25 protein-coding genes are annotated in these 23,273 nt (G+C 69.4%); 12 read left to right on the top strand and 13 right to left on the bottom strand.

Translation table 11 applies throughout. The features are described 5' to 3' along the window. Nucleotides 1–51 precede the first annotated feature (51 nt). From ACNS84_RS08365 to tbsP, 5 genes are all read right to left on the bottom strand, one after another. Nucleotides 52–888, bottom strand: coding sequence for an RAD55 family ATPase (locus ACNS84_RS08365; RefSeq protein WP_435074391.1), 837 nt, complete (start codon nucleotides 886–888; stop codon nucleotides 52–54). 111 nt (nucleotides 889–999) lie between these two features. Continuing rightward, entirely contained in the window at nucleotides 1,000–2,046 is a 1,047-nt protein-coding gene (locus ACNS84_RS08360) for a beta-ribofuranosylaminobenzene 5'-phosphate synthase family protein (RefSeq protein ID WP_435074390.1), read from the bottom strand. Nucleotides 2,047–2,212: 166 nt separating this feature from the next. Continuing rightward, nucleotides 2,213–2,551 carry a cupin domain-containing protein gene (locus ACNS84_RS08355; RefSeq protein ID WP_435074389.1) on the bottom strand — a complete coding sequence of 113 codons (339 nt, stop codon included), beginning with the start codon at nucleotides 2,549–2,551 and terminating at the stop codon, nucleotides 2,213–2,215. 38 nt (nucleotides 2,552–2,589) lie between these two features. Then, nucleotides 2,590–4,281 (bottom strand): YcaO-like family protein, encoded by a 1,692-nt coding sequence (locus tag ACNS84_RS08350; RefSeq protein WP_435074388.1) that lies wholly within the window; start codon nucleotides 4,279–4,281, stop codon nucleotides 2,590–2,592. Nucleotides 4,282–4,486: 205 nt separating this feature from the next. After that, nucleotides 4,487–5,293, bottom strand: a complete 807-nt coding sequence (tbsP, locus tag ACNS84_RS08345) for a transcriptional regulator TbsP (RefSeq protein WP_435074387.1) — start codon at nucleotides 5,291–5,293, stop codon at nucleotides 4,487–4,489. 248 nt (nucleotides 5,294–5,541) lie between these two features. On the opposite strand from tbsP, the gene glyA reads away from it, so the two are divergent. The 4 genes from glyA to ACNS84_RS08325 all read left to right on the top strand — a co-directional run bounded on the left by glyA (nucleotide 5,542) and on the right by ACNS84_RS08325 (nucleotide 8,820). Further along, nucleotides 5,542–6,789: a serine hydroxymethyltransferase gene (gene glyA, locus ACNS84_RS08340; protein WP_435074386.1), complete on the top strand. Its 1,248-nt coding sequence runs from the start codon at nucleotides 5,542–5,544 to the stop codon at nucleotides 6,787–6,789. 79 nt (nucleotides 6,790–6,868) lie between these two features. After that, nucleotides 6,869–7,279, top strand: a complete 411-nt coding sequence (locus ACNS84_RS08335) for a DUF3054 domain-containing protein (protein WP_435074385.1) — start codon at nucleotides 6,869–6,871, stop codon at nucleotides 7,277–7,279. A gap of 176 nt (nucleotides 7,280–7,455) precedes the next feature. Continuing rightward, nucleotides 7,456–7,737 (top strand): DUF8015 family protein, encoded by a 282-nt coding sequence (locus ACNS84_RS08330; RefSeq protein WP_435074384.1) that lies wholly within the window; start codon nucleotides 7,456–7,458, stop codon nucleotides 7,735–7,737. 84 nt (nucleotides 7,738–7,821) lie between these two features. Next, the gene (locus ACNS84_RS08325) at nucleotides 7,822–8,820 is read left to right on the top strand and encodes an ornithine cyclodeaminase family protein (protein WP_435074383.1); all 999 of its coding nucleotides are present in this window, start codon (nucleotides 7,822–7,824) and stop codon (nucleotides 8,818–8,820) included. A gap of 105 nt (nucleotides 8,821–8,925) precedes the next feature. Here the strand turns inward: ACNS84_RS08325 and ACNS84_RS08320 are convergent, their stop codons facing one another. The 3 genes from ACNS84_RS08320 to ACNS84_RS08310 form a co-directional block, all read right to left on the bottom strand. Continuing rightward, the gene (locus ACNS84_RS08320; RefSeq protein WP_435074382.1) at nucleotides 8,926–9,321 is read right to left on the bottom strand and encodes a hypothetical protein; all 396 of its coding nucleotides are present in this window, start codon (nucleotides 9,319–9,321) and stop codon (nucleotides 8,926–8,928) included. A 133-nt stretch (nucleotides 9,322–9,454) separates the two neighbouring features. Beyond that, nucleotides 9,455–10,522: an mRNA surveillance protein pelota gene (locus tag ACNS84_RS08315; RefSeq protein WP_435074381.1), complete on the bottom strand. Its 1,068-nt coding sequence runs from the start codon at nucleotides 10,520–10,522 to the stop codon at nucleotides 9,455–9,457. 25 nt (nucleotides 10,523–10,547) lie between these two features. Further along, complete coding sequence (locus ACNS84_RS08310) at nucleotides 10,548–11,645, bottom strand: DUF4013 domain-containing protein (protein ID WP_435074380.1); 1,098 nt, start codon at nucleotides 11,643–11,645, stop codon at nucleotides 10,548–10,550. A gap of 300 nt (nucleotides 11,646–11,945) precedes the next feature. On the opposite strand from ACNS84_RS08310, the gene ACNS84_RS08305 reads away from it, so the two are divergent. The 3 genes from ACNS84_RS08305 to ACNS84_RS08295 all read left to right on the top strand — a co-directional run bounded on the left by ACNS84_RS08305 (nucleotide 11,946) and on the right by ACNS84_RS08295 (nucleotide 13,640). Further along, entirely contained in the window at nucleotides 11,946–12,323 is a 378-nt protein-coding gene (locus tag ACNS84_RS08305) for a DUF8159 domain-containing protein (protein ID WP_435074379.1), read from the top strand. Then, nucleotides 12,320–13,258 carry an alpha/beta hydrolase gene (locus ACNS84_RS08300; protein WP_435074378.1) on the top strand — a complete coding sequence of 313 codons (939 nt, stop codon included), beginning with the start codon at nucleotides 12,320–12,322 and terminating at the stop codon, nucleotides 13,256–13,258. The genes ACNS84_RS08305 and ACNS84_RS08300 overlap by 4 nt, the downstream gene beginning before the upstream one ends. A 70-nt stretch (nucleotides 13,259–13,328) precedes the next feature. After that, on the top strand, nucleotides 13,329–13,640 hold the full coding sequence (locus tag ACNS84_RS08295; protein WP_435074377.1) for an MTH1187 family thiamine-binding protein: 312 nt from the start codon (nucleotides 13,329–13,331) through the stop codon (nucleotides 13,638–13,640). A 38-nt stretch (nucleotides 13,641–13,678) separates the two neighbouring features. Here ACNS84_RS08295 and ACNS84_RS08290 read toward each other — a convergent pair whose 3' ends face one another. From ACNS84_RS08290 to ACNS84_RS08275, 4 genes are all read right to left on the bottom strand, one after another. After that, entirely contained in the window at nucleotides 13,679–14,371 is a 693-nt protein-coding gene (locus tag ACNS84_RS08290; protein ID WP_435074376.1) for a hypothetical protein, read from the bottom strand. 61 nt (nucleotides 14,372–14,432) lie between these two features. Continuing rightward, complete coding sequence (locus ACNS84_RS08285; protein WP_435074375.1) at nucleotides 14,433–15,941, bottom strand: RtcB family protein; 1,509 nt, start codon at nucleotides 15,939–15,941, stop codon at nucleotides 14,433–14,435. 55 nt (nucleotides 15,942–15,996) lie between these two features. Then, nucleotides 15,997–16,470: an archease gene (locus ACNS84_RS08280; protein ID WP_435074374.1), complete on the bottom strand. Its 474-nt coding sequence runs from the start codon at nucleotides 16,468–16,470 to the stop codon at nucleotides 15,997–15,999. Further along, nucleotides 16,467–17,309 carry a DUF502 domain-containing protein gene (locus tag ACNS84_RS08275; protein WP_435074373.1) on the bottom strand — a complete coding sequence of 281 codons (843 nt, stop codon included), beginning with the start codon at nucleotides 17,307–17,309 and terminating at the stop codon, nucleotides 16,467–16,469. The genes ACNS84_RS08280 and ACNS84_RS08275 overlap by 4 nt, the downstream gene beginning before the upstream one ends. Before the next feature lie 111 nt (nucleotides 17,310–17,420). Between ACNS84_RS08275 and ACNS84_RS08270 the strand changes: the two genes are divergently transcribed. Both ACNS84_RS08270 and hmgA read left to right on the top strand, forming a co-directional pair. Next, nucleotides 17,421–17,894, top strand: a complete 474-nt coding sequence (locus ACNS84_RS08270; protein ID WP_435074372.1) for a GNAT family N-acetyltransferase — start codon at nucleotides 17,421–17,423, stop codon at nucleotides 17,892–17,894. Between the two features lie 61 nt (nucleotides 17,895–17,955). Beyond that, the gene (gene hmgA / locus ACNS84_RS08265; protein WP_435074371.1) at nucleotides 17,956–19,179 is read left to right on the top strand and encodes a hydroxymethylglutaryl-CoA reductase (NADPH); all 1,224 of its coding nucleotides are present in this window, start codon (nucleotides 17,956–17,958) and stop codon (nucleotides 19,177–19,179) included. Nucleotides 19,180–19,451: 272 nt separating this feature from the next. Here the strand turns inward: hmgA and cofH are convergent, their stop codons facing one another. After that, nucleotides 19,452–20,882 carry a 7,8-didemethyl-8-hydroxy-5-deazariboflavin synthase subunit CofH gene (cofH, locus tag ACNS84_RS08260; RefSeq protein ID WP_435074370.1) on the bottom strand — a complete coding sequence of 477 codons (1,431 nt, stop codon included), beginning with the start codon at nucleotides 20,880–20,882 and terminating at the stop codon, nucleotides 19,452–19,454. Nucleotides 20,883–21,113: 231 nt separating this feature from the next. On the opposite strand from cofH, the gene ACNS84_RS08255 reads away from it, so the two are divergent. The 3 genes from ACNS84_RS08255 (at nucleotide 21,114) to ACNS84_RS08245 (ending at nucleotide 23,255) form a co-directional block, all read left to right on the top strand. Further along, nucleotides 21,114–21,725, top strand: coding sequence for a LysE family translocator (locus ACNS84_RS08255; RefSeq protein ID WP_435074369.1), 612 nt, complete (start codon nucleotides 21,114–21,116; stop codon nucleotides 21,723–21,725). A gap of 66 nt (nucleotides 21,726–21,791) precedes the next feature. After that, nucleotides 21,792–22,871 carry an aminopeptidase gene (locus ACNS84_RS08250; RefSeq protein WP_435074368.1) on the top strand — a complete coding sequence of 360 codons (1,080 nt, stop codon included), beginning with the start codon at nucleotides 21,792–21,794 and terminating at the stop codon, nucleotides 22,869–22,871. A 99-nt stretch (nucleotides 22,872–22,970) separates the two neighbouring features. Continuing rightward, the gene (locus ACNS84_RS08245) at nucleotides 22,971–23,255 is read left to right on the top strand and encodes an amphi-Trp domain-containing protein (RefSeq protein ID WP_435074367.1); all 285 of its coding nucleotides are present in this window, start codon (nucleotides 22,971–22,973) and stop codon (nucleotides 23,253–23,255) included. Nucleotides 23,256–23,273: the final 18 nt, after the last annotated feature.

The raw sequence follows: 23,273 nt of genomic DNA, 5'->3' as shown, positions 1-23,273 counted from the left end.
TCGATACTCGCGGCGTACTCGAAGGGGGGAGTGGAATGCTCTCGACCGAAATCACCGTATCTTCCGCACGTCGCTGATGTCGAAGCCCCCCTCGTGGATCTCGGTCTCGAACCGAACGATGTTCTCCTCCTCCAACCGCGAGAGGACGCCGCGGAACTCGCGGACGAACATGGTTCGAGCGCGCTGGGAGCCCCCGCTCTCCCAAGTGAACTGGAGGGTTCCACCGGCGGCGTCCATCAGGGCGCCGAACTCCTGGTCGGAGATCGAATCGGTGTTCACCAACACGAGAATGAGCCCGCCCCATCGATAGGCGGCCTTCTTGAGCCCCTTCATCACCATCGCCACGTCGCTCCATTCCGTGTCTTCGTTGACCATCGAGACGAGGTCGGTGACGGAGTCGATACAGACGAGGCTCCCGTCGGCGTTCGCCGAGAGGTAATCGCCGAACGCCGTGAGGACATCCTCGTACTCCCCGCGGTCGCCGAGTTCCGTGATCGACGTCGTCTCGTCCTCGTACCAGTCGCGGGGGATAGGGCTCAGTTGAAAATATTCCGGCGAGAGGTCTCGGAAGGCGATGTCCTCTATGGCGGCGTCGACGATCTCGTCGGCCATCGTGAACCGCATCTCTCGAGTGATCGCGTCCGTGTCGGCGGTAAACGAGAGGTAGTGGACCTCTCCGGGGAGTTCGGCGTCTGCGGGGAGGTCGCCGTAGTACAGGTCGAACAGGTCCGGGGCGGCGTCTCCGAGGGCGTTCATGGCGGCGCTCGTGTACAGGAACTCTCGCGCGCCAGCCCCCGATTCGCCGGCGAGCAGCACGACGTTTCCGGGCGGCGCGCCGCCACCGAGGATCGAGTCGAGGCGGCCGACGCCGAAGGGAACGCTCGTCATGTCCCGTACGGGGTCGTCGGACCGCTTAGTGTTGTTGCTCGTTCGGGGGGTGCGCGATCGGGGTGCAAGCGATCGGGGTGCAAGCGACCGGGCGCCGACTTGCACCCTCTGTTACTCCGTCACCCGTGCCCCGCGGTCGGCCGCGCGGACGACCGAAACCGACCCGGCCACCCCCGCCTCGTCGAGGGCGCGTTCGCCCGCATTCGCCGCGGCGTCGGCGTTGGCGGCGTCGGTGACGCCGTACACGGTCGGTCCCCACGAGGACTGTCCGGCGCCGAAGACGGCCGCGGACCCCGACAGCGACGCCACCACGTCGCCCACGGGCGGTCGGTAGACGCCGCCCTGCTCGTCGGCGTACCACGCCCCGTTGAGTCGCCCGATCTCCGCGACCGCGGCGCCGAACCGCTCGGCGTTCCCGGTCGCGACCGCGGGGAGCACCCGACGCGTGACGATTCCGCCGATCCGGTCGGCGAGGCCCGGGTCCGCGCGCTCGACCGCGGTTCGCATCGCATCGTCCTCGGCGTCCCCGTTTCGGCCGGGACCGACGTCGGGGCGCACGAGCAGGAACCGCCAGTCGTCGGGCACCTCGTGGCGGGCCGCCACCGGCGGCACGGTCCACTCGCCGTCAGCGGGGCGGTCGGTCGTGAATCGAGCGGTCGGATGGCCGGCGTCGAGGACGAATCCGCCCGTCTCGAACGTCGCGACACCGACGCCGGAGCGCCCGCCGCGGCCGAGCACCGGAGCACGCGCCCTGATTCGGGGCTCCACGCCATGAGCGACCGCGACCGCCGCGAGCGTCGCGGCAGCCAGTTGGGTCCCGCTTCCGAGGCCGGCGTGACGCGGCAGCGACTCGCGGAGGGTGACGCGCGCCCCCTCGACGCCGAGTAGGTCGGTGGCGATACCGGCGTACGCGAGGACGTCATCGATGACGGCGGGATCGGTGGAGTTGGTGGAGTCGGTAGAGTTGGAGTCGCGGGAGTCGGCCGCGAAATCGTCACCGTCGGCCGTCCGGACGCTGACCCGATCGGCCGGCTCGGCGTCGACGACGACGCGGGGCTCGCGGAGGCCGACGCCAAGGGCTCCGTACAGCCGCTCGTGCGAGAGGCTGAGGTTACAGAAGCCGAAGTGGAGCCGGGCGCCGGTACTCGCGCGTGCCATGAGTGCCCCCGCTTCGAGGTCGATGGATAAAGGGTGCGTGACAGTGGCGGAGGTTGCCCCCGATTCGAGCGATACCGCAACGATCGACGCGTCAAGCCGAGAACGGTCACTGGGGTCCGGTAAACGAGCCAGGAGTCTCGACCGTATTAAAAAGCCGCGACGGCGTTCACTCCTGCCAGTCCGGATTCGCGCGCGGCGGGGAGAAGATATCGTAGCCGACGACCGTCTCGTCGCCGTCGTTGCGCGCGCTGTGCGGCTCGTCGCCCGGGAGCACGTACGTGTCGCCGGCCTCGACGACCAGTTCCTCGCCGTCGGCGACGAACGTGATCGTCCCCTCGGTGATCACGCCGATCTGCTCGTGTGGGTGGTCGTGCTCGGGGACCTCGGCGCCGGGTTCGATGACGAAGCGCTGGATGCTGGTGGCCTCGCCGACCGCGCCCTGCGTGAGGAACACGTCGTCGACCGCCTCGACCGCCTCCACGTCCGCGTCGGATACGACGTCCATGAGAGAGCCGGCGGCCGGGAACGACTTAAATAGGGTGCCTACGGGAACGGGTGGTACGCCTTCTCCAGGTCGGGCTCGAACCCCATCGACCGCGGCACGTCGCGGGCGCGGTCGCCGAAGAAGGGGTCGCCGGTGAAGAGCGGCTGCGCGCCGGGGACTAGCACGCGGACCGCCTCGAACCCGATACCGGCGAGGTCGCGAGTCGTGATCCGCGCAACGTACGGCTCCAGCCCGACGGTCTCGACGCGGTCGACCGCGGTCGCCAACTCGTCGGTCCCCGTCAAATCCGGCTCGCCGAGCGCATCGGCAGAGACGCTCGCATCGGGGTCGAAGAACGCCCGCGTCACCTCGGGGAAGTCGGCGTGGTGCCCGATCGCCGCGCCCTCCTCGGCGGCCGACTCCGGCCCCATCGACCGGAGCTCCGTCCAGTTCTGGAGCGCCTCGGCCAGCGCGCTCCGGGCCGCCGCGACCGGATCGAGGTCGGCGCCCGATCCGGCCGCAAACCGCGGCCAGTCGCCCTCGCGGTGGACGCCGACGGCGACGACGGGAACGTCGACGTCGGTCGTTACGAGCAGGGGCGTCACCGACAGCGACTCGGCTCGCGCGCGCTTCTCCAGCTCGGTGATCGTCGGGTCCTCAACGTCGAGGCCGAGCGGGTCCGTCGTCGAGTACCAACTCGTCATCGTCGCGTCGCGCTCTATCGCCTCGTACAGGCCCGAGAGCGCGGCCTCCGGCCCGGAGTTGCCGAGTCCCAGTCCGGTCGTGATCGCAGGGCGGTACCGCCGGTCGGGTGACGGGAAGTGAACGAACTCGGCCGGGAGGCTCGCGGGGTCACCGGTCGCGAGGCGTTCGCCCGTGACCCACGCGAGCCGGTCCTCGCGATCGTACGCCGCGGCGTCTGCGGGGCGCACGAACGCGTCGGGCGTCACCGGGTTCGGGACGTTCGCGGCCGGCGCCCGCGTGAACGACGACTCGCGGTAGACGCCCGCGGCGTACCGCTCTAACCCCTCGCCGAGCGCCTTCATGAACGCCGCGTCCCAGTCGGCGTCGACGCCGCCGCCGAACTCGGCGGCCCGAGCGTCCGAAAACGGAGTGGTGTCGGCGACGCGAGCGACGTAGTACGGCACCGGGAACGACTCCCGCTCCCCGACCTCCGAGAGCGCGCCGAGCCGGCCGTCGACCGCCCGCTCGGCGCGGTCGATCGACTCGTCGAGCGAGCGCTCCGTGTGCTCTCGTGGAAGCGCGTCGCCGGGGGCGTCGCCGCAGCCGCAGCCGGGGACCGGGAGGAGGGTCCGCTCCGCGCCCGGTACCTCGACGACCGTGTCGGCGACCGGATCGCCCGCGAGCAGTCGGATGACCCGGCGCCCCGCGAGCGCGCCGGCGAAGCGCACCGCCGACCGCCGGCCCTGCGGAGCGTCCGCCGGCTCTGCCCCGCCGCTCGCGACGCGAGCCTGAAGGCAGTCGTAACAGGTCTCGTCGAAGACGGTCACCGCGGCGTCGACGGCGTCGAGCGGGACGCCCCCGAGGCCGCCGACCTCGATGCCGACCCAGCGGTCGAGCGCGTCGTTTGCGGCCCCGAACGCGCTCGATCCGGCGGTGTCGACCACGACCGCGAGGTCGAAGCCGTCCAACAGTCCCGGCTCGACCGGCATCACGTTCACGTCGACGTCGCCAAGCGCGGTCGCAACGGCGTCGACCGCGGGGCCCTCGCCGACAAGTCCGATGTCCATGTCCCGTCCGATGCGGAGCAGTGAAAAAAAGCCGCGGGTGGCGGGACGCCGAAGGGAGGCGACGGCGCGGGAGAGCGGCAGGCGGCAGTGCGCGTAGAGCGGGAGGCACCAGCGCTGGGAGCGCAAGGCGAGACGGAGAACGGGTGTCGGTGTCGGAGTGTCGGGGCGGTGGGCAACCCCGACGGAGACGGAGCCGAGTCGCCGATCAGGCCAGCAGGTCGCCCGCCGCCGCGGCGAGGTCCTCGGCGTCAATATCCTGTAGCCGCTCGTCGCCGAGTTTGAGTCGGAGTCGCGGACGGCCGACATCGATCGGGACCTTCTCGGTGTCGATGACCCCGAGGTCCTCCAGCCGGGTCTTCGTCCGGGAGAACGTCGCCTTTGAGGCGATCCCGACGTCCTCGCCCCACTTCGAGATGTCGTACAGGAGCACGTCGTTCTTCGCGGCGACGAGCAGCGAGACCGTCACCTCGTCGAGTCCGGAATCCGTGGACTCCATCGAGGCGAGGACGGCGTCGAAGTCCTCGCGGGTCGGCTCGCCGATCTCGGCCGCCATCGTCTCGCGGACGCGGCTGAGCGCCGGCGTCCGGAGGACGTACTCCTCGGCCGCTTCGAAGGCGTCGCGGTGCGTCGCGAACACCTCGTCGACGAAGTCGGCCTCTTCGGTCGAGAGGGCGGCGACGTGCTCGCCCGCGCCCACGAGGACGACGAGCCGCGACGGCGAGACGAACAGCGCGTTGTCCACGTCGGTCGAGAGAACGCGGAGCCCGAGCGACCCGTCGGCGACGAGATCGGCCGCCTTCGACGCGATCAGGAAGTCGTCCATCACGTCCTTCAGCGTGCGTTCGTCGGCCAGCATCGACAGCGACGGCAGGTCGTCGCGGCCGGTTGCCGCCTCCACGAGCGATACGATCGTCTCCGCAGACGGGTCGACGACGAGGAGCTCCTCGTCGTCGCCGCCGAACGCCGTGTCGAGTACGTTCTCGACGTCCGTCTCCAGCAAATTTGACACCATATATCTCGTCGGATAAAAGCCAGATGCATATTTAATATTAACGGGATTAGGAGAGACAACAACCGATTCTCAGGCACTGAAGCCGCCGAAAACGGGGAATTCGTTGATTTGCGTTGCTCGGCGTCTGACGAGGCGGCGCCAGTGACCGGGACGTCGCCGTCGGCGCAGTCGTCGTCGCGGCACCGTGACGGGAGCGAGCGCGACACCGTGACGGAAGGATTAATGCGCGATCGTACCCGCGTTCGTACATGGACAACGAGCACGTCCGGGAAGTCGATCCGGCGGTCGCCGACGCGCTGGACGGCGAGCGCGACAGGCAGGAACAGACGCTCGCGATGATCGCCAGCGAGAACCACGTCAGCGAGGCGGTGCTGGAGGCGCAGGGGAGCGTTCTCACGAACAAGTACGCTGAGGGGTATCCGGGCGCCCGGTACTACGCCGGCTGCGAGTACGCCGACGAGGTGGAGGAACTCGCGATCGAACGCGCGAAGGAGCTGTGGGGCGCCGACCACGTCAACGTCCAGCCGCACTCCGGGACGCAGGCGAACCAGGCGGTGTACTACGCGACGCTCGACCCCGGCGACAAGATCCTCTCGCTGGAGCTGAACCACGGCGGCCACCTCTCGCACGGCCACCCCGCGAACTTCACCGGACAGATCTACGAGGTCGAGCAGTACGAGGTCGACCCCGAAACGGGATACATCGACTACGAGGGGCTCCGAGAGACGGCCGAGGAGTTCGAGCCCGACATCATCGTCTCCGGCTACTCGGCGTACCCGCGCGCCGTCGACTGGGAGGAGATACAGGCAGCCGCCGACGCGGTCGGCGCCTATCACCTCGCCGACATTGCGCACATCACCGGCCTCGTCGCCGCCGGCGTCCACCCCTCGCCGGTCGGCGTCGCTGACTTCGTCACCGGCTCGACCCACAAGACGATCCGCGCCGGCCGCGGCGGGATCGTGATGTGCGACGAGGCGTTCGCCGACGACATCGACAAGGCGGTGTTCCCCGGCGGACAGGGCGGCCCGCTCATGCACAACATCGCCGGCAAGGCGGTAGGGTTCAAAGAGGCGCTCGAACCCGAGTTCGAGGACTACGCGCGACAGGTCGTCGACAACGCCGAGGTCCTCGCCGAGACGCTGACCGGCCACGGGCTCTCGCTCGTCTCCGGCGGCACAGACAACCACCTCGTGTTGGTCGACCTCCGTGACTCGCACCCGGACCTGCCCGGCGGCGACGCCGAGGATGCGCTCGCGGCCGCGAACATCGTGCTCAACGGCAACACCGTCCCCGGCGAGACGCGCTCGCCGTTCAACCCCTCGGGGATCCGCGTGGGGACCGCCGGGCTCACCACTCGCGGGTTCGACGAGGCGGCGATGGCGGAGGTCGGCGACCTCATCTACCGCGTCGTGGACAACGTCGAGAGCGACGACGTCATCTACGAGGTCGGCGAGCGCGTCGTCGAACTCTGCGAGGCGCACCCGCTGTACGAGTGACCGCGCGCCGATCGCCGGCGTAATCCACCGTCGGATCGAATCCGTGCGTACAAAGTAGGGGCGGCCCCGACGGGTCGACATGGCCGACTCGTCGTTCCTCGCAACACGCCTCGACCGCGGCGCCGTCCCGCTCGCAGTCGGTGATTTGGCCGCGTTGATCGTTCTGTTGACCGTCGGCGCGCTCAACCACAGCACGGTCGAGTTCCTGTCGTCGAACCCGCTGTACCTGCTAGAGGTGTTCGCGCCGTTTCTGATCGCGTGGGCGCTGATCGCGCCCCTCGTCGGTGCGTACTCGGCAGGGGCCGTCGAGACCGCGAAGTCGTCGGTCCCGCTCGTGATTCGCTCGTGGATCCCGGCGGCCGTCCTCGGACTGGCGCTCCGCGCGTTCGTCTTCAGGGGCGGTGCCGCGCCCGCGTTCGCGGTCGTCATGCTCGTGCTCGGCTCGGTCGCGCTCGGCGGCTGGCGCGCGCTTTACTTCAAGCTCCGATAGGGCACTCCGTCGTCGTCCGATAGGGCGCTCCGTCGTCGCGCGAGCCACGAACCGCGGTCGCCAGTCGACCAACACGTTTCTATAACTTATACAGCGCTTCGAGGTGATGGCTTCGGGAGTCACCCCGAACCCCGAGAAAGATTTAATACCGATAATGTAAAACGAACAACTGTATCATGGCTGGGTACTACGACTACGTTCTCGGGCTCATTCCGGCGGCGCTGATCGGTGTAACTGCGTTTTTGAGCCTGTTTGGGCTGTCGGTGACGGCGGCGCTCCCCGCGGGCGCCGTCGTCGCGGGGGCCCTCGTAGTCCACGCGCTGTTCGTCCGGAGTCCGGTCGCCAGATCGGTCGGCGACGACCCCCGCGGTCGCTCGGGGCGGTTGGTCGGGGGGTCTGCCGGACGGTCGAGCGACGGTTCCGACGGCCGGTCGCGCTCCGGTGAAGCCGCGGACTGAGTCGGGACCCGCTTCGCGCCGGAGGGTTCGATCGAGTACCCGCTTTCCTACACGGTTTAATCCCCCGCGCCCAAGGGGGTTGATATGACAGAGACGCTGTTCCTCTCGAGCGCCGACATCGACGACCTCGCCGACCCCGCCGACTACGTCGCCGCTGTCCGCGATGCGTACCGACAGATCGGCGAGGGAGCGCCCGCGAAGCCGCGGACGATGCTGTTCAACCGCGATCCCCCGGGAATGCTGACCTCGTACACGGCGGTCCTCCCCGAAACGGGCGGAATGGGCGGGTACACCTACTCGGCCGGGTTCGGAGCCGGCGACGCCTGGTTCATGACCCCGCTGTTCGACGCCGAGTCGGGCGAGCCGCTCGCGGTGCTCGACGGCGCGTCGATGAACCCGTACAAGACCGGCGCGGCGGGGGCGACCGCGGTCGACGCGCTCGCCCGAGAGGACGCGACGGAGATCGCCGTGATCGGGAGCGGGGCGCAGGCCCGCGGTCAGCTCGCGACGACCGCGACGGTCCGGGAGTTCGAGGCGGTCCGCGTCTTCTCGCCGACCGCCGAGAACCGTGAGGCGTTCGCGGACGAGTTCGCCGACCGGATCGAGCCCCCGGTCACGGCGGTCGACAGCGCGAGCGAGGCGGTCGCCGGCGCCGACGTGGTGATCACGGCAACGAACGCGAGCGACCCAGTGATCGACGACGCCGACGTCGACCCGGGCACCCACATCACGTCGATGGGGCAGTACAACCCGAACAAGAACGAACTCCCACCGGAGCTTATCGCTCGGGCGACGTACGTGCCCGACATCCGCGAGCGGGTGAGCCAAGACGCCGGGTCGTTCCTGGTGGCCAAGGAGGCCGGGCTCGTCGACGACGACCACGTCGCGGCCGACCTCGGTGAGGTCGTCGCCGGCGAACACCCGGGTCGGACGAGCGAGGAGGAGATCACCGTGTTCGACTCCGGCGGAACCGGCATCGAGACGGTCGCGGCCGCGCACATGCTCTACGAGCGAGCGAGCGAAGCGGGGCGCGGAACGGTCATCGACTTCGCGCCCGCGAGCGAGGCGCTCACGGGTAGGTAACGCCGGACCGCGCGACCGACGGCGACCGCGACTGATCCCGGCCGCCCGCCGGAACGCGCACGTGCAAGTCGCCGCAGACCGCGGTCGGTCACCGACGACCGACGCTCACCACCGTCGGGTCAGCGTCCCCGACGCGTCGAGGTCGAACGCCAAGCCCCCGCCCTCGTCCTCGTCGCCCGGGTAGTAGTGGACGTGGTCCCGGTCGGTGAGCCGACTGTCGTTCTCGAAACAGGCGTACTCGATGAGGTATCGCGCGGGGTCGGCCACGTCCTCGCGCACGGCTTCGCCGTTCGGCTCGACGTCGATCCGTCCCGAGAACGCTCTGGCGTCGCTCCTGTCGGTCTCGCTCGTCCGCGAGAACGTCAACTCGATCGCGTACGGTCGATCGGAGTGGTTGAACACGGTCACGGAGAGCGGATGCGCCCCTGAGCGCAGTCCCGAACACCCGGCCAACCCGAAGCAGAGGGGAACCGCAGCCCGGACCGCGGTGCGGCGTCGCATACGTCACCTCCACCGATGATTGGTAAGTGTTTTGGGGAGCGACGGCGGCGCTCGCCTCCCGTCGCGGTCGGAGCGCACGAGCGTCACGGGACGAATCGCAGGAGGTGCGGAGAGGACCGGACCGCGCGGAGGGTTACTGCAGCCGATAGCGGAGAATCGCCGCGATCCCACCGAGGTTTGAGAGCTGCTGGCCGGGCGCGAACTCCGAGGAGAAGACGACCACGTCGCCGCCCTGCCGTTCGACCGACTCGATCACCTCGTTGACGTCGATCGACCAGTCGCCGTCGCCCTGTCGCTCCGTCCGAAGTCGGTCGTCGACCACGAGGAGCGTCTCGATCGCGCCGAACTCGGCCGCCTCGGCCACGTCCTCGGGGCCGTAGGTCGCCTTCGCGCCCTGCGCGATCTCGGCTGTGAGATCGTCGATGAGGTTCGCTTCCTTCGCGATTCGCGTCTCCTTTTGAACCTCGTCGACCGCGCCGCGCTTGAGGACCTCGTGGACCCCGCGATCGCCGGCGGACGAGGTGTCGACCGTGGAGATTCGGTCGGCCAGATCGCGATACTCCTCGCTGATGTAGTCGAGCGCGTCGTTCTTCGTGAACCCCGGTCCGGCGAGGATGACGGCGTCGGCGTCGAGGTGTGCAAGCGCCTCGCCGAGCTCAGCGAACAGTTCGTCCCGAGGGCGCGAGTACTCGCCTTTCCCCGTCGGCTTCGTGAACGAGGCGTACTCCTCGGTCCCGTACTGCTGGACCGTGTGGACGTAGGCGGCGCCCTCCTCGACGGTCGCGATGGCCACGTCGGGGTTCTCGGCGGCCTCCGTCGCCTCCTCCAACCGCTCGGTCTGGTCCGGTTTGAAGTGCTTCTCGACCGTGATTTCGTCGTGCTCCTCGACGTTGAGCGTGTGGTGGGCGTTGAGCTGGTCCTCGCGGGAGCAGCCGACGATCACGCCCGAGACGCGGAGTCGGTTGGCGAACCGGGCGAACTCCACGTCGTCGACTTCCAGTGTGATGAACAGGTGTTCGCGCTGGCCGCCGGTGTCCCGCATCTGGTCGTCGTTCCGCTGGATTCTGCGGGTGGTGTCTCCCTCGACGAGGTCCCCCGGTTCGAGGACGTGCGCGAGGTGCCAGAGGTCGTCGACGTTCTCGGGGACGAGGGTGAGCCGCTCCCGGCCCTCCTCGCCGTAACCCCGGTCGGAGATGCGCATACCCGACCGTTCGCCCGCGCTCGTATCAACTCTTGTTTTCCGAGTCGACGCGGGTTCCCCACTCGAACGCGTCGTCGAGCGCTCTCTCGCTGTCCGCTCTCTCATCACTGGCGCCGCCGTCATCGAACTCGCGCTCGGCGTTCCACCGGAAGCCGTCGGCGTCGGTCGGCACTCCTCGTCCGTCGTCGAACGGGACCGTTCGACCGGTCTGCACCGCCGGCGTCACCTCCGAGATCGAGGATCGGACCCCGCCGTCGAGTCGGTCAGGGGCGCGTTCGACTCGGTCGGAAAGAGGACCGGTCACCGCGGTCGTCGACCCGGTCCGGTCGGCGGCCTCGCCCGTCTCCACCGGCCCCGCGGCACCGAAGTCGACCGTGCCCGCAGCCCCGCGGCCGTACAGCGCGTGGGCGGCGATTCGAACGACGAAGGCGAACACGACGCCGACCACGAGCGGCACGAACGGCGCGGCGAACGCGTACCCCGCGCCAAGCGTCGCGACCGCGACGATCCAGGCGGTCGCATACGAACCCGACCCGGCGACGGCGGCGATCCGCCCCGGCCGGACCGCGTCGCGGAGCCGGCCGGACGCGGCAAACACGGCGAGCGCGGCGGGCCTGACGTACGCGAACACGAAGAGATACACCGCGGCGACGACGGCCAAGAGTCCGACGGCGGCGGCGACGACGACCGAGCCCCCGCCGGGACCGAGCGCGCGCTCCGCGGTCTCGGCCGCGGGCCCGAGGTCGACGAGGCCGAACTCGGCCGCGATGGCGGCGATGACGGCGACCGCGAGGAGCAGCGCCAGCGGCGCCAGGAGGAGTGCGCTCAGCAGGGTCGATTTGACCCCGTCGCGATACAGCTGGTTCCACGCGATGAACGGGGGCGCACCGTCGTGATTCCCCGTCGACCCGGCGTCGGCGACGACGCGAACGAAGTATCCCCGAGCGACGAACGCCGGTGCGAGCGCGAGCGGCGCGAGGACGAGAAGCAGCGGAACAGACAGAACGCCGAGGATCCAGACCGGCGTGACGACCCAGGTCAGCAGAGTCAAGAGCCCGCCGATGGCGAGGACGCCGCCGCTGTCGGCCGATCGCGACAGCGCCGACGCCGCGCCCCGGAGCATATCGGATCCTGTCCCGCGACGGTGATAAAGCATGCCCGACCGCTCGACCGTACGGCACGATTGACGTGCGAACGGGGAAAAAACGGCTGCCTCCCGAGTTTTGGCTGCCTCCCGAGTTTTTATATGGGATAGCTGAGAATATCTAGGTGGCCGCGCGGGACAATCGTGTGCCTCTGACAAGTTCGACTCGGCCGCCCTCCGCGGTGGCCAGTCCCCGTCCGCGGCTTTCGAGGGCGAATGAAATTCTCTCGTCGCGAGCGACGCCGGTAGCGATTTATCCCGTCCGGTCGACGGTCCCGTATGACCGGCGACGAGCGAACGACCGACGTGGAGCCCGCGCTCCGCAGCTACGGAATCAGCGTCGAGACCGTCGACGGCGGCGACCCGCTGGAGCTAACGTACATGACGGCGTTTCCCGGCCGCGAGGTCCACCACGCCGAAATCGGCCGTGCCCTCAACGCGCTGATCGACCGCGCCGACGCGGACGAGTGGGACCCGGTCCGAGTCGAGGCGACCGTGGTCCGCTCTCCGGGCGACGTCCTCGGGACGTGGCGCGCCGAGGCGGAGTGGTTCGAGGCGCTGGCGAGCTACGAGATATCGGAGACGGAGTTCTCGACCCGCGTGCTGGAGACGCTGTCGCACACCGACGACCCCGCTGAGTCCGAGGGCCGAGCGTGACCCGGCGGAACCCGGTGAACCGCGCGCAACGTCGCCTCGCGCGACCGCCCCGCGAGCGGTTCGCAACGAGGGCGCTCGCGTTCGACGTCGACGGCGACACCTGCCGCGGCACCCTCTACCTGCCGGGCGGCGACGACGACGACCCGCCGGTGATCGTGATGGCTCCGGGGCTCGGCGCGGAGCGGAGCTTCGGCTATCCGGCGGTCGCTGAGCGGTTCGCGGACGCCGGCTACGCTGCGTTCCTCTTCGACTACCGCGAGTTCGGCGACTCCGACGGCGACTCGCAGGCGGTTCACCCGGCGCACCAGCGTGCCGACTACGAGGCGGCGATCGACCGCGTCCGGCGCGTCGACGCCCTTGGCCGTGACCTCGTGCTCTGGGGCGCGTCGCTGTCGGCGGCGCACATCCTCACGCTGGCGGCCGATCGCCGCGACGTCGACGCCGTGATCGCCGCGGTGCCGATGCTCGACTGCCGGGCGACCGCCCGGCGTCGCGGCGGGCGCTACCTCCTGCGCTCGGGAGCCGCCGGGGTTCGCGACCTGATCGGGCACCGGTTCGGTCGCGGACGGACCGTGCCTATCGTCGGGGACGTCGAAGAGATCGCAGCGATCACGGAGCCGGGGACGAAGCGGAAGTACCTCGACTTGGTCGACCGCGAGTCGACGTGGCGCAACGAGACGCCGGCGCGGTCGCTGCTGCGGGTCGCGAACTACCGCCCGGTCGACCGGCTCGACGAGATCGGGGCGCCCACGCTGTTGCTGGCGGGAACCGACGACGCGATCGTCGACAGCGAGGCGGTCGTCGACGCGGGCGAGTCGCTCTCGCGCGGGACGGTCGTCACCATGCCCGCGGACCACTTCTCGCCCTTCGGCGAAGACTTCGAGCCGGCGGTGGGCCATCAGCTCTCCTTCCTTCGGGACGCCCTCGATCAGTAGCGATCAGTAGCGATCCGAAGCGGACACCGCCCGCGGGCCATTTTAAGTTTCAGCGTCCCGGATTTCGACCATGACCACAGTCGCGCTGTTGAGCGTCGCGCCGGTGATCGAGGGGAGTATGGCGAGCGAGGTCGCGAAAGCCGTGGCCGCGCTCGACGAGTTCGACGTGAGCTACGAGACGAATCCGATGGGCACCGTGATCGAGGCCGACGACGCCGAGACGGTGTTCGCCGCCGCCGCGGCCGCACACGAGGCCGTCGACGGCGACCGCGTCTCGACGGTGCTAAAGATCGACGACAAGCGGACCGTGGAGACGACCGCCGATCGGAAGGTGGCGGCCGTCGAGGAGGTGCTCGGTCGGGAGGCGAAGCGAGAGCGCTGAGTCGACGGCCGGCGCTCCGAACGGAACCGAAACGACCGTCAGACCGCGTCCACGCCGACCTCGCCGCCGGCAGCCGTGTCGCCGGCGGGGTTCTCGACGGTCACGTCGACGGTCGTCGTGCGCACGACGGTCGCCTCGTCTCCGCCGCCGGCGACGTCCGCGCGGAACACGACGTCGAGCGTCGTCGTCGCCGTCTCGCCGCCGCGCAGGTCGGGATCGCCGAGCGATTCGCTCGTCACCGCGTCGCCGCTGGCGGTCGCGTCGGCGCGCTCGAACCGCGCGGTGAGGCCGCCGTCGACGACGTCGAACTCGGGAGTCGAGTCGTCGGTGGGCGCGTCGCCGGCTGAGGCCACGGCCGCGACGTCACCAGGCGTCGCGCTCGGAGCGCTCGCTGTCAGCGTCTCTCGGTACACCTCGTCCACGCCGGCGTCGCTCCCGACGGCGAGCACGAGCGTCACGCGCTCGACGCCCTCGGAGAAATCGGTCCACGACACGTCGAGAACGGGAGAGAGGTAGACGGACTCGATCCGGCCCTCGTTGCTGGTGACGGTCGGCGCGTCGCCCGCCTCGAATGCGGCGGGGTCGCCGTCGACGGCGGCCGCCGGTTCGCTCGACGCGACGATGGCCCCGAGGCCTGTGAGGCCGCCGACGGCGACGCCGAGGGCGCCGCCGAGTATGGACCGTCTGGAGACCGTTTCGGCCGAACCGCCGTTCCGCGAGTGGTCGGTCATCTCGGTGCGACGTGGCCGCGGTATCCGATATAAGACCTCGGTGGCGGCGGCGGAGCCGACGCTATCCCTTGATGTTGCAGACGGGGAACGTCCGCGCCACCTTGTCGCCGATGCCGAGCGCGTCGCTGACCCGGATCACCTCGTCGATATTCTTGTATACGCCCGGCGCCTCCTCGGCGATGGTCGCCCCCGACTGCGCCTTCACGTAAATATGATGAGTCGACTCGAGGTCGTCCTGCACGTCCCCGCCCCAGAACTCCTGTTTCGCCTGCGTCCGGCTCATGAGCCGACCGGCGCCGTGAGCGGTCGACCCGAACGACACCGACAGCGACTCCGCGCCGCCGCGGAGCACGTACGACCCGGCGCCCATGCTTCCGGGGATGATCACCGGCTGACCGACGTCGCGGTAGGTCTCCGGCACGTCCTCGTGGCCCGCCGGGAACGCCCGCGTGGCCCCCTTGCGGTGGACGTACAGCTCCCGGTCCGCGCGGTCCACGGCCTCGTCCGCATTCGCGGGACGCCCGTCGGCGTCGACGGCGACCTCGTGGGTCTCCTTCTTCGCGATGTTGTGCGCGACGTCGTACAGCAACTCCATCCCGAGGTCGTCGATCGGATCGGCGTCGAACACCTCGCCGAACGTCTTCCGGGTCTGGTGGGTGATCAGCTGACGGTTCACCCACGCGAAGTTGATGCACGCGCCCATCGCCCCGTAATACTCCTCGGCCAGCTCGGAGCCGGCGGGCGCGGCCGCGAGCTCCTTGTCCGGCAGTTCGGCGAGTAAGTCGCCGTGCCCCTTCTCGATCCGTCGCAGGTAGTCGTTGCAGGTCTGGTGGCCGAGGCCGCGGCTCCCGCAGTGGATCAGGACGACGATGCCGTCCTCCTCGAGTCCGTACGACTCGGCGACGTCCGCGCGGAAGATGTCCGTGACGCGCTGGACCTCCAAGAAGTGGTTGCCCGAGCCGAGCGACCCCATCTGGTTGCGCCCGCGGTCGGTCGCCTTCTTCGAGACGTACTCCGGCCGGGCGTCGGGTCGTCGCCCCTCGTCCTCGCAGTGAGCGAGGTCGCTCTCGATCCCGTATCCCTGCTCGACCGCCCACTCGACGCCGCGCTCCAGGGCGCCTTCAATCGCGTCGGCGTCGCCGTCGATCACTCCGCCCCCACCGAGTCCGGAGGGGACCGACTCGAAGAGGGCGTCGACGAGTTCTTCCTCGCGACCGCGAACGTCGTCGTACGTCAGGTTCGTCCGGACCATCCTGACGCCGCAGTTGATGTCGTAGCCGACCGCACCGGGAGAGATACAGCCGGTTTGAGCGTCGATGGCGCCGACGCCGCCGACGGGGAAGCCGTACCCCTGATGGCCGTCCGGCATGCAGACCGCGGGCTCCACGATTCCCGGGAGGTGCGTCGCGTTTTTCAGCTGTTGGAGCGAGTTGTCCTCACCGATCTCCGCCAACAGCGACTCGCTGGCGAGGACTCTCGCGGGGACGTTCATGTCGCCCTCACGAGGAATCTCCCAGACGTAGTCGCGGACTTTCTCCAGCCGGATCCCGTCGAACTCGCGCGTGGTCATACCACCGATCCGCGCGGGGAGGCAAAGGGCGTTGCGTCAGGCGGGCGGATTCGGCTCAGACGTCGAAGACGACGTAGGCGTACCACTCGTCACCGCGGCGGTCGATGGTCATCTCCGAGTAGGTGACCGCCTTTATCTCGCGGGCCGCGACGTCGGTGAGGGGAACGCCGCGGGCCGTCGCGTCGACGGTCCACGCGTCGGCGTCGTCCGGAGACGCGCCGTCATCGGCCGCCGTCGCCGCCTCGTCACCCGCCGACGACTCCGCCGGCCCCGAGACCGTACACTGGTTGGCGGCCGGCAGCACGAGTCGCACGTCGCGCTCGTAGATCAGCTGGTCGAGGTAATCGAACAGGAGCGCCTCGCGGCTCTCGGCGCGGACGGACAGCGAAAAGCGGTCGCCGGTCTCCGGTACCGACTCGCAGCTCGCGGCCGTGAGTCCGTCGGCGACCGACTCGAACAGCGCCGACAGGGTCGGCGCGGTCGCCTCGACCGCGACGTCGGCGGTGTGGTCGCGGAGTTCGAACGTCACGGGCCGGCACCTCCGTCGTCGGGCGTCCCTCGTCCGTCGAGCGGCGCGTCTCGGTCGCCTCCCGCGTCGCGCTCACCGTCGGTGGGGCGCTTCGCCGCGTCCGACATCGAGGAGTGGTACGAGCCGATCCGCCCGTCGGGGGCGGTGTCACGGACCTGTGCCGACGACACGCCGTCGGCGTCGGCCGCGGCGCGCTCGAGGGCGACGCCGCTCGTCACGAGCGCTCGGATACCCTCCTCGACGCTCAGGTCGATTTCGACGATCCGGCGCTTCGGGACGAAGAGGACGTGACCGCCCATCACCGGGTTCGGCGCCATCGGCATGAACAGCGTCTGCATCTCGCCGCCCTCTGCCGGCCCGGCGAGCGTGTCCGGCGTCTCGCTCGTGACGAACGCGAGGGTGTACACGTTCTCGGTCGGGAACTCGACGAGGACCACCTCCTGAAAGTTCCCCCCGTCCGAATCCATCATGGCGTCGCTCATCTGCCGGAATCCCTGGTAGACGGAGCCTATCCCCGGAATCTGCTCGATCGCGTAATCGACGTAGTCGACCGCCTGCTCGCCGTACTGCGTCGACTCGACGGCGACGCCGATGAGGAGGATCGATCCGACGAACACGACCGGCGTGGCTATCTCGATGGCGACCTCGCGGTCGATCGGGAGCGTGGTCGTCGGTAGCAGGGGGAGAATCGCCGTGGAGAACGCGTTCAGGTAGTCGTAGATAGCGTTGAACACGACGCCCAAGACGGCGAGGGTGATGACGGAGGGGACGATGACGGCGACGCCGGTCAGCAACGCCCGTCTGAGGCGTCCCCGATTCGGCGGCGAATCAGCGGCCATTGTCCACATCACGAACGAGTCGAACAAAACGCTTCCGTCGTCGAAAGCATCGGCCGCAATCCACCCCGGTGGCGGTGGAGTTATATTCCGGTGGGGTGTTAGCTGCTTGCAGTGAGCGTCAACGTAGAGAAACGGACGGATCCGCCGGGAGAGTCCGACTACGCCGCCGCGGCGTGGGATCTCAAAGAGCGGATCCGAGTCGAGGAAGGAGTCCTCCGGCAGCGCCGCGGCTTCTTCACTGACGCCTACCGTCGCTCCACGACGCACCTACTCATCGAGAACGACGCGCTCGTCGCGTTCGCGTCGGTCCGCCGCGACGGGTACATCCTCTTTCTGGCCGTCGACCCCGACCGCCGGGGATGTGGCCACGCGGAACGGCTCGTCGCCGACATCGCCGCCGAACACCGGTCGGTCACCTGTCACGCCCGCACGACGAACGAACGGGCGCTCGGCTTCTACGAACACCTCGGGTTCGAGGTCGTCCGCCGGATCGACAACTACTACGAGGACGGCGGCGACGCCTACTACCTCAAACTCGGCGACGAGTCGCTCCGCGAGCGGCTCTCCGGGTTCGTCGGCCGCTGAGCGGTCGGACCGCCCTGGCAGAATCGACAACCATTAGCACGCGCCCCGAGGAGACGCGAACATGACCGACGCCACCCCCGCGTCGCTCGCGGAGCGCGTCCGCGACGGCGAGATCCGGTTCCACGAGCTCGAAGAGCACGCCGACGCCGACGTCGCCGCGGCGGCCCGCCGCCGACTCGTCGCCGAGACCGCAGACGCCGACGTCGATATCCTGGGCGACTACGCCTTCGACGCCGCCGATGCCCACGGCTCGAACATCGAGAACATGATCGGCGCCGTGCAGGTGCCGCTGGGCGTCGCCGGCCCGGTCTCGGTCGACGGCGGCGCGTTCGGCGGGGAGCGCTACTTACCGCTGGCGACCACCGAAGGCGCGCTCGTCGCCTCGATCAATCGCGGGTGCGCCGTGGTGAACGACGCCGGCGGGGCGACTGCGCGGGTGACGAAGAGCGGGATGGCCCGCGCGCCGGTGTTTCGGGTCGCAGACGTCGCCGAGGCGGAGGCGCTCGTCGCGTGGGTCCGCGACAACGAGGCGGCCCTGCGGGAGGCCGCGGAATCGACGACGAGCCACGGCGAACTGCTCGACGTGACGCCGTACGTCGTCGGTAACAACGTCTTCCTGCGGTTCCGCTACGACACGAAGGACGCGATGGGGATGAACATGGCAACCATCGCGACGCGCGAGGCCTGCGACGTCGTCGAGGCCGAGACGGACGCCGCCCTCGTCGCGCTCTCCGGGAACCTCTGTTCGGACAAGAAGCCCGCCGCGATCAATGCGGTCGAGGGACGCGGCCGGTCGGTGAGCGCCGACGTCGAGATCCCCCGCGAGGTCGTCGAGGATCGGCTCCACACGACCCCCGAGGCGATCGCCGAGATCAACACCCGGAAGAACCTCGTCGGCTCCGCGAAGGCGGGGGGGCTCGGATTCAACGCCCACGTCGCCAACGCGGTCGCCGCGATGTTCCTCGCGACCGGCCAAGACGCGGCGCAGGTGGTCGAGGGTGCGAACGCGATCACGACCGCGGAGGCGACGGCCGAGGGAGACCTCTATCTCTCCGTCTCGCTCGCGAGCCTCGAAGTCGGTACGGTCGGCGGCGGGACGAAACTCCCGACGCAGGCCGCCGGTCTCGACGTGCTCGGCGTCCGCGGGGGCGGCGACCCCGCCGGCGACAACGCCGACGCACTCGCGGAGGCGATCGCGGTCGGCGCGCTCGCGGGGGAGCTCTCGCTACTCGCGGCGCTCGGCTCCAGACACCTCTCCTCGGCGCACGCCGACCTCGGGCGGTAGGCCGCGCTCGGCGGCGCGGGATCGGCTCACGCGAGAACACTCAGTCCGACCACCGGGCGCAGTCGTCACGGAGCGCGTGAGCGAGACCTGCGAGCAGTCCGGATCGTCGTCCGCAGCAGGCCGCTCCTTCGACCCGGCGGCCGATGCGTCTCACGCGGGCATCGATCGCGGTACCGTCTATCAGTATAACTGGCATACCGAGGGGTTCAGCGAATTGGGAGGCGTTTCGGAACCGCGAGCGCACTCGGTCGCCCTTGTCGTCCGGGGCGGTCTCAGTCGTCGGCGCCGGCCGACTCGCCAGCGGGGGACGAGCCGTCAGTCGACCGATCGGGGAGCATGGGAGAGCCGTCGGCCCGCGGGCCGAGCCGGGGGCCGTGCGGGCCGTCGTCGGGGTCGATCCGGCGACGGGTCCGGTAGTCGGTGGAGCGTTCGACCGGGGTCCGGCCGATCGCCGTGATCATCTCGACGTAGTCGTCGAACGACCGGTACTCGCCGTACTCGCCGCCCGCGCGTTTCGTTATCTCCTCCGAGAGGATGGTGCCCATGAAGTCGTCGGCCCCGCAGTTGAGCAGCTTCAGTCCGTGGGCGTCGCCCGACTTCACCCACGAGGCCTGCACGTGGTCGACGTTGTCCAAGAAGAGGCGCGCGACCGCGACCACGAGCTCGTCCTCGTCGCGCGAGGGGCCGGAGTCGACGACGCCGTGACGGTACAGCGGGGTGTTCTGATGGATAAAGGATAGGGGGACGAATTCCGTGATCCCGCCCGTTCGGCCCTGTAGGTCGCGGATCACGCCGAGGTGCTCCGCGCGGTGTGCGACCGTCTCGACGTGGCCGTACATCATCGTCGAGGTGACGTCGAGACCGGCAGCGACTGCGCCCTCCATCGCCGCCACCCAGTCGTCGGTGCGGATTTTCCCCGGACAGATCACGTCGCGCACTTCGTCGACGAGAATCTCGGCGGCGGTGCCGGGCGCCGAGTCGAGACCCGCGTCCGCCAGTCGCCGGTAGACGGTTTCGTACTCCCAGTCGGTGCCGCGAGCGGCGTGGTACGCCTCTTCGGGGGTCATCGAGTGGAGGTGAACCCCGCCGACGGACATCGCCTCGATCTGTTCGAGGTAGGTTCCGGGGTCGGTGGCGTACCGCTCCGGGGGTTTGTAGTTCACGGCGCTCGCCGCGTCGTCGTACCCGGCGAGGATCTCGTGGTGCTCCTCGTTCAGCGCCAGCGCGGGGTGGAGCCCGGAGACGGAGCAGACCTCGTAGATACCCATGTCGAGCGCGTCCTCGACGACTTGGCGTGACTCGGCGGGGGGTTTCGTGAACCCCGCGTGGTCCGCGTCGCTGTCGGCCTCGAAGGCGTGCGCGGAGTCCTTGAAGTTGCAGAACAGACAGCCCGTGTTGCAGGCGGTCGTGACGTTGTTGTTGAGGTTGGCGACGAAGGTGACCTCGTCGCCGACCGCCTCGCGCCGTCGCCGGTCGGCGGCCTCGAGGACGGCCTCTTTCCGGACCGGGTCGATGCCGTCCGCGCCCGTGCCGGTCGCGAGGAGTTCGGTCGCGTCGTCGACGGTCAGCCGGACGCCGTCGCGGGCCTTCGCCAGAGCGTTCTCGAACGACTGGTCGGTGGACGGCTCGGCGAAGCCGAAGTCGTCCCGGTCGAGCGCCTCCGCGTCGGAGGCGTCTGCGTCGGGGTCCCGCGCCGGAGTCATCTGATGATCGTCCCCGCCCCACGGGTAAAAACGGGACGGTCACGGCACCGCGTCTCACAGCTGTGACTGGGCGGACACCCGCTGTACCGGTCACAGAGACCGATTTCCGTGACGCCGGACGAGAGTGACCCCGATTCGCGATCGGTGTTTCTTGAGAGGGCCACAGATCGCGATGGTCCCCGGACCGAGGGCGTCGGGGAGTTTAATTGGTCTCGCGGTGAGGTGGGTTTAATGGCCGCCGTGATCGGCTTCCCCGTGACTCCGTCGGCGTTCGCCGTGTTCGTCCTCGCCGCGGCGACGCTGATCGCCACCCCCGGCCCGGACACGCTGTTCGTCCTCTCGCAGGCGGTCGAGGACCGGGCGGTCGGACTTCGATCCGCCGCCGGCGTCACGGTCGGCATCCTCTTTCACACCGCGCTCGTCGTCGTTGGCGTCGCGGCCGTCTACCGGACGGTCCCGGGGGCGCGGGAGATCGTCCGCGTCGCCGGCGCCGCCTACCTCTGTTACCTCGGGGTCGACACGCTCCGCTCCGCCGGCACCGAGGAGCCGACGACCGGCGGCGGCCTGCGGCAGGGATTCCTCGTCAACGTACTCAATCCGCAGGTCGCGCTGTTCTTCCTCGCGTTCCTCCCCGGGTTCGTCTCAGGGGCGGGGACCGAGTCCGGATCGCTCGCGTTTCTCGGGGTTACCTACGCCGCACTCACCGCGGCCTACCTCGGCGTCGTCGCGCTCCTCGCGGACGGCGCCGCGGCGTACCTGCGCTCCGACGGGGTCGGGCGTCGGCTGGACCGGATCGCCGGCGCGACCCTGATCGTGCTCGGCGGGTGGGTCCTCCTCGGGTAACTCGCCCGCCGGCCCGCGACCGACCGCTTCCCAAAACGGTAATCCCCCGGAGCGAGAGCAGATCGTATGGACGCACGCATCCGCGAGCACGCCGAGATCATCGCCGACCACTCGACCGGTATCGAGTCGGGAGACGACGTCGTCATCCAACTGCCAGCCGAGGCCGAGGACCTCGCGGTCGCCCTCCACGAGGTGTGCGGGGACCGCGGCGCCAACCCCGTCTATCTCAACTACTCGAAGCGCGCCGAGCGCGCGTTCAAGCGCTCCTCGGCGGAGTTCGCGGAGCCCGATCACCGGCTCGCGCTGTACCAGGAGGCGGACGTCTTCGTCATCGCGCGCGGCGGCTCGAACGCCACCGAGGACGCCGACGTCGACCCCGAGACCAACGCCGCCTACAACCGCGCGATGGAGGACGTCAAGCGCACGCGCCTCTCGAAGACGTGGTGTCTCACGCAGTTCCCGACCGCGAGCCACGCCCAGCTCGCCGGGATGAGCACCGAGGCGTACGAGGACTTCGTCTGGGACGCCGTCTCGCTCGACTGGGACGAGCAGCGCGCGTTCCAAGAGGAGATGGTCGCCATCGTGGACGACGCCGACGAGGTTCGGATCCGGTCGGGCGAGGAGACGGACCTCACGCTCGACGTCTCCGGTAACTCGACGCTCAACGACTACGGCGAGGCGAACCTCCCCGGCGGCGAGGTGTTCACCGCCCCCGTCCGCGACGGGGTCGACGGCGAGGTCCACTTCGACCTCCCGCTGTACCGCTACGGCCGCGAAATCGACGGAGTCAGACTTCGGTTCGAGGACGGCGAGGTCGTCTCGCATTCCGCCGAACGCAACGAGGACCTGCTGACCGGCATCCTCGACACCGACGAGGGGTCGCGGCGACTCGGCGAACTCGGCATCGGGATGAACCGTCAGATCGACCGGTTTACCTACAACATGCTGTTCGACGAGAAGATGGGCGACACGGTTCACATGGCGGTCGGGTCCGCGTATCCCGAGACCGTGGGCGAGGAGAACGAGATCAACGAGTCCGCCGAGCACGTCGACATGATCGTCGACATGAGCGAAGACTCCGTCATCGAGGTCGACGGCGAGGTCGTCCAACGCGACGGGACGTTCGTGTTCGAAGACGGGTTCTGAGGGCGACGAGCGCCGGGGGCAGAGCGGTGGGCGCCGAGCCGGCGGAGAGGCCCGTCCGCGGCGTGCGGATTTATACCGCGATACGACGTATCTTCGGGTATGCCAGAAGACGTCCTCTTCAAATCCGAGAGCCGCCGAAGCCGCGAGGAGATCGCCGCGTACCTCCGGACCGTCGCCGACTCGCTGGAGTCCGGCAGCGAGATCACGCTCAGTCGGGGCGACGAGTCGGTGACGATGGCCCCTCCGGCCCGACCGACGTTCGAGGTGAAAGCGGAGCGCGAGGGACCCACCGGCGGGCCCGGCGAACTGAGCGTCGAGTTCGAACTGGAGTGGGACGAGAACGGAGACGCCGGCGACGGTGACGGAGAGCTATCGATCGAGTGACCGGGTCGGGATCGGTCT

The organism is Halorubrum wangae (genome assembly GCF_051194135.1).
Classification (GTDB): Archaea; Halobacteriota; Halobacteria; order Halobacteriales; family Haloferacaceae; genus Halorubrum.
The sequence above is the reverse complement of the archived record's forward strand: the minus strand, read 5'-3'. Positions and strand labels throughout refer to the sequence as shown.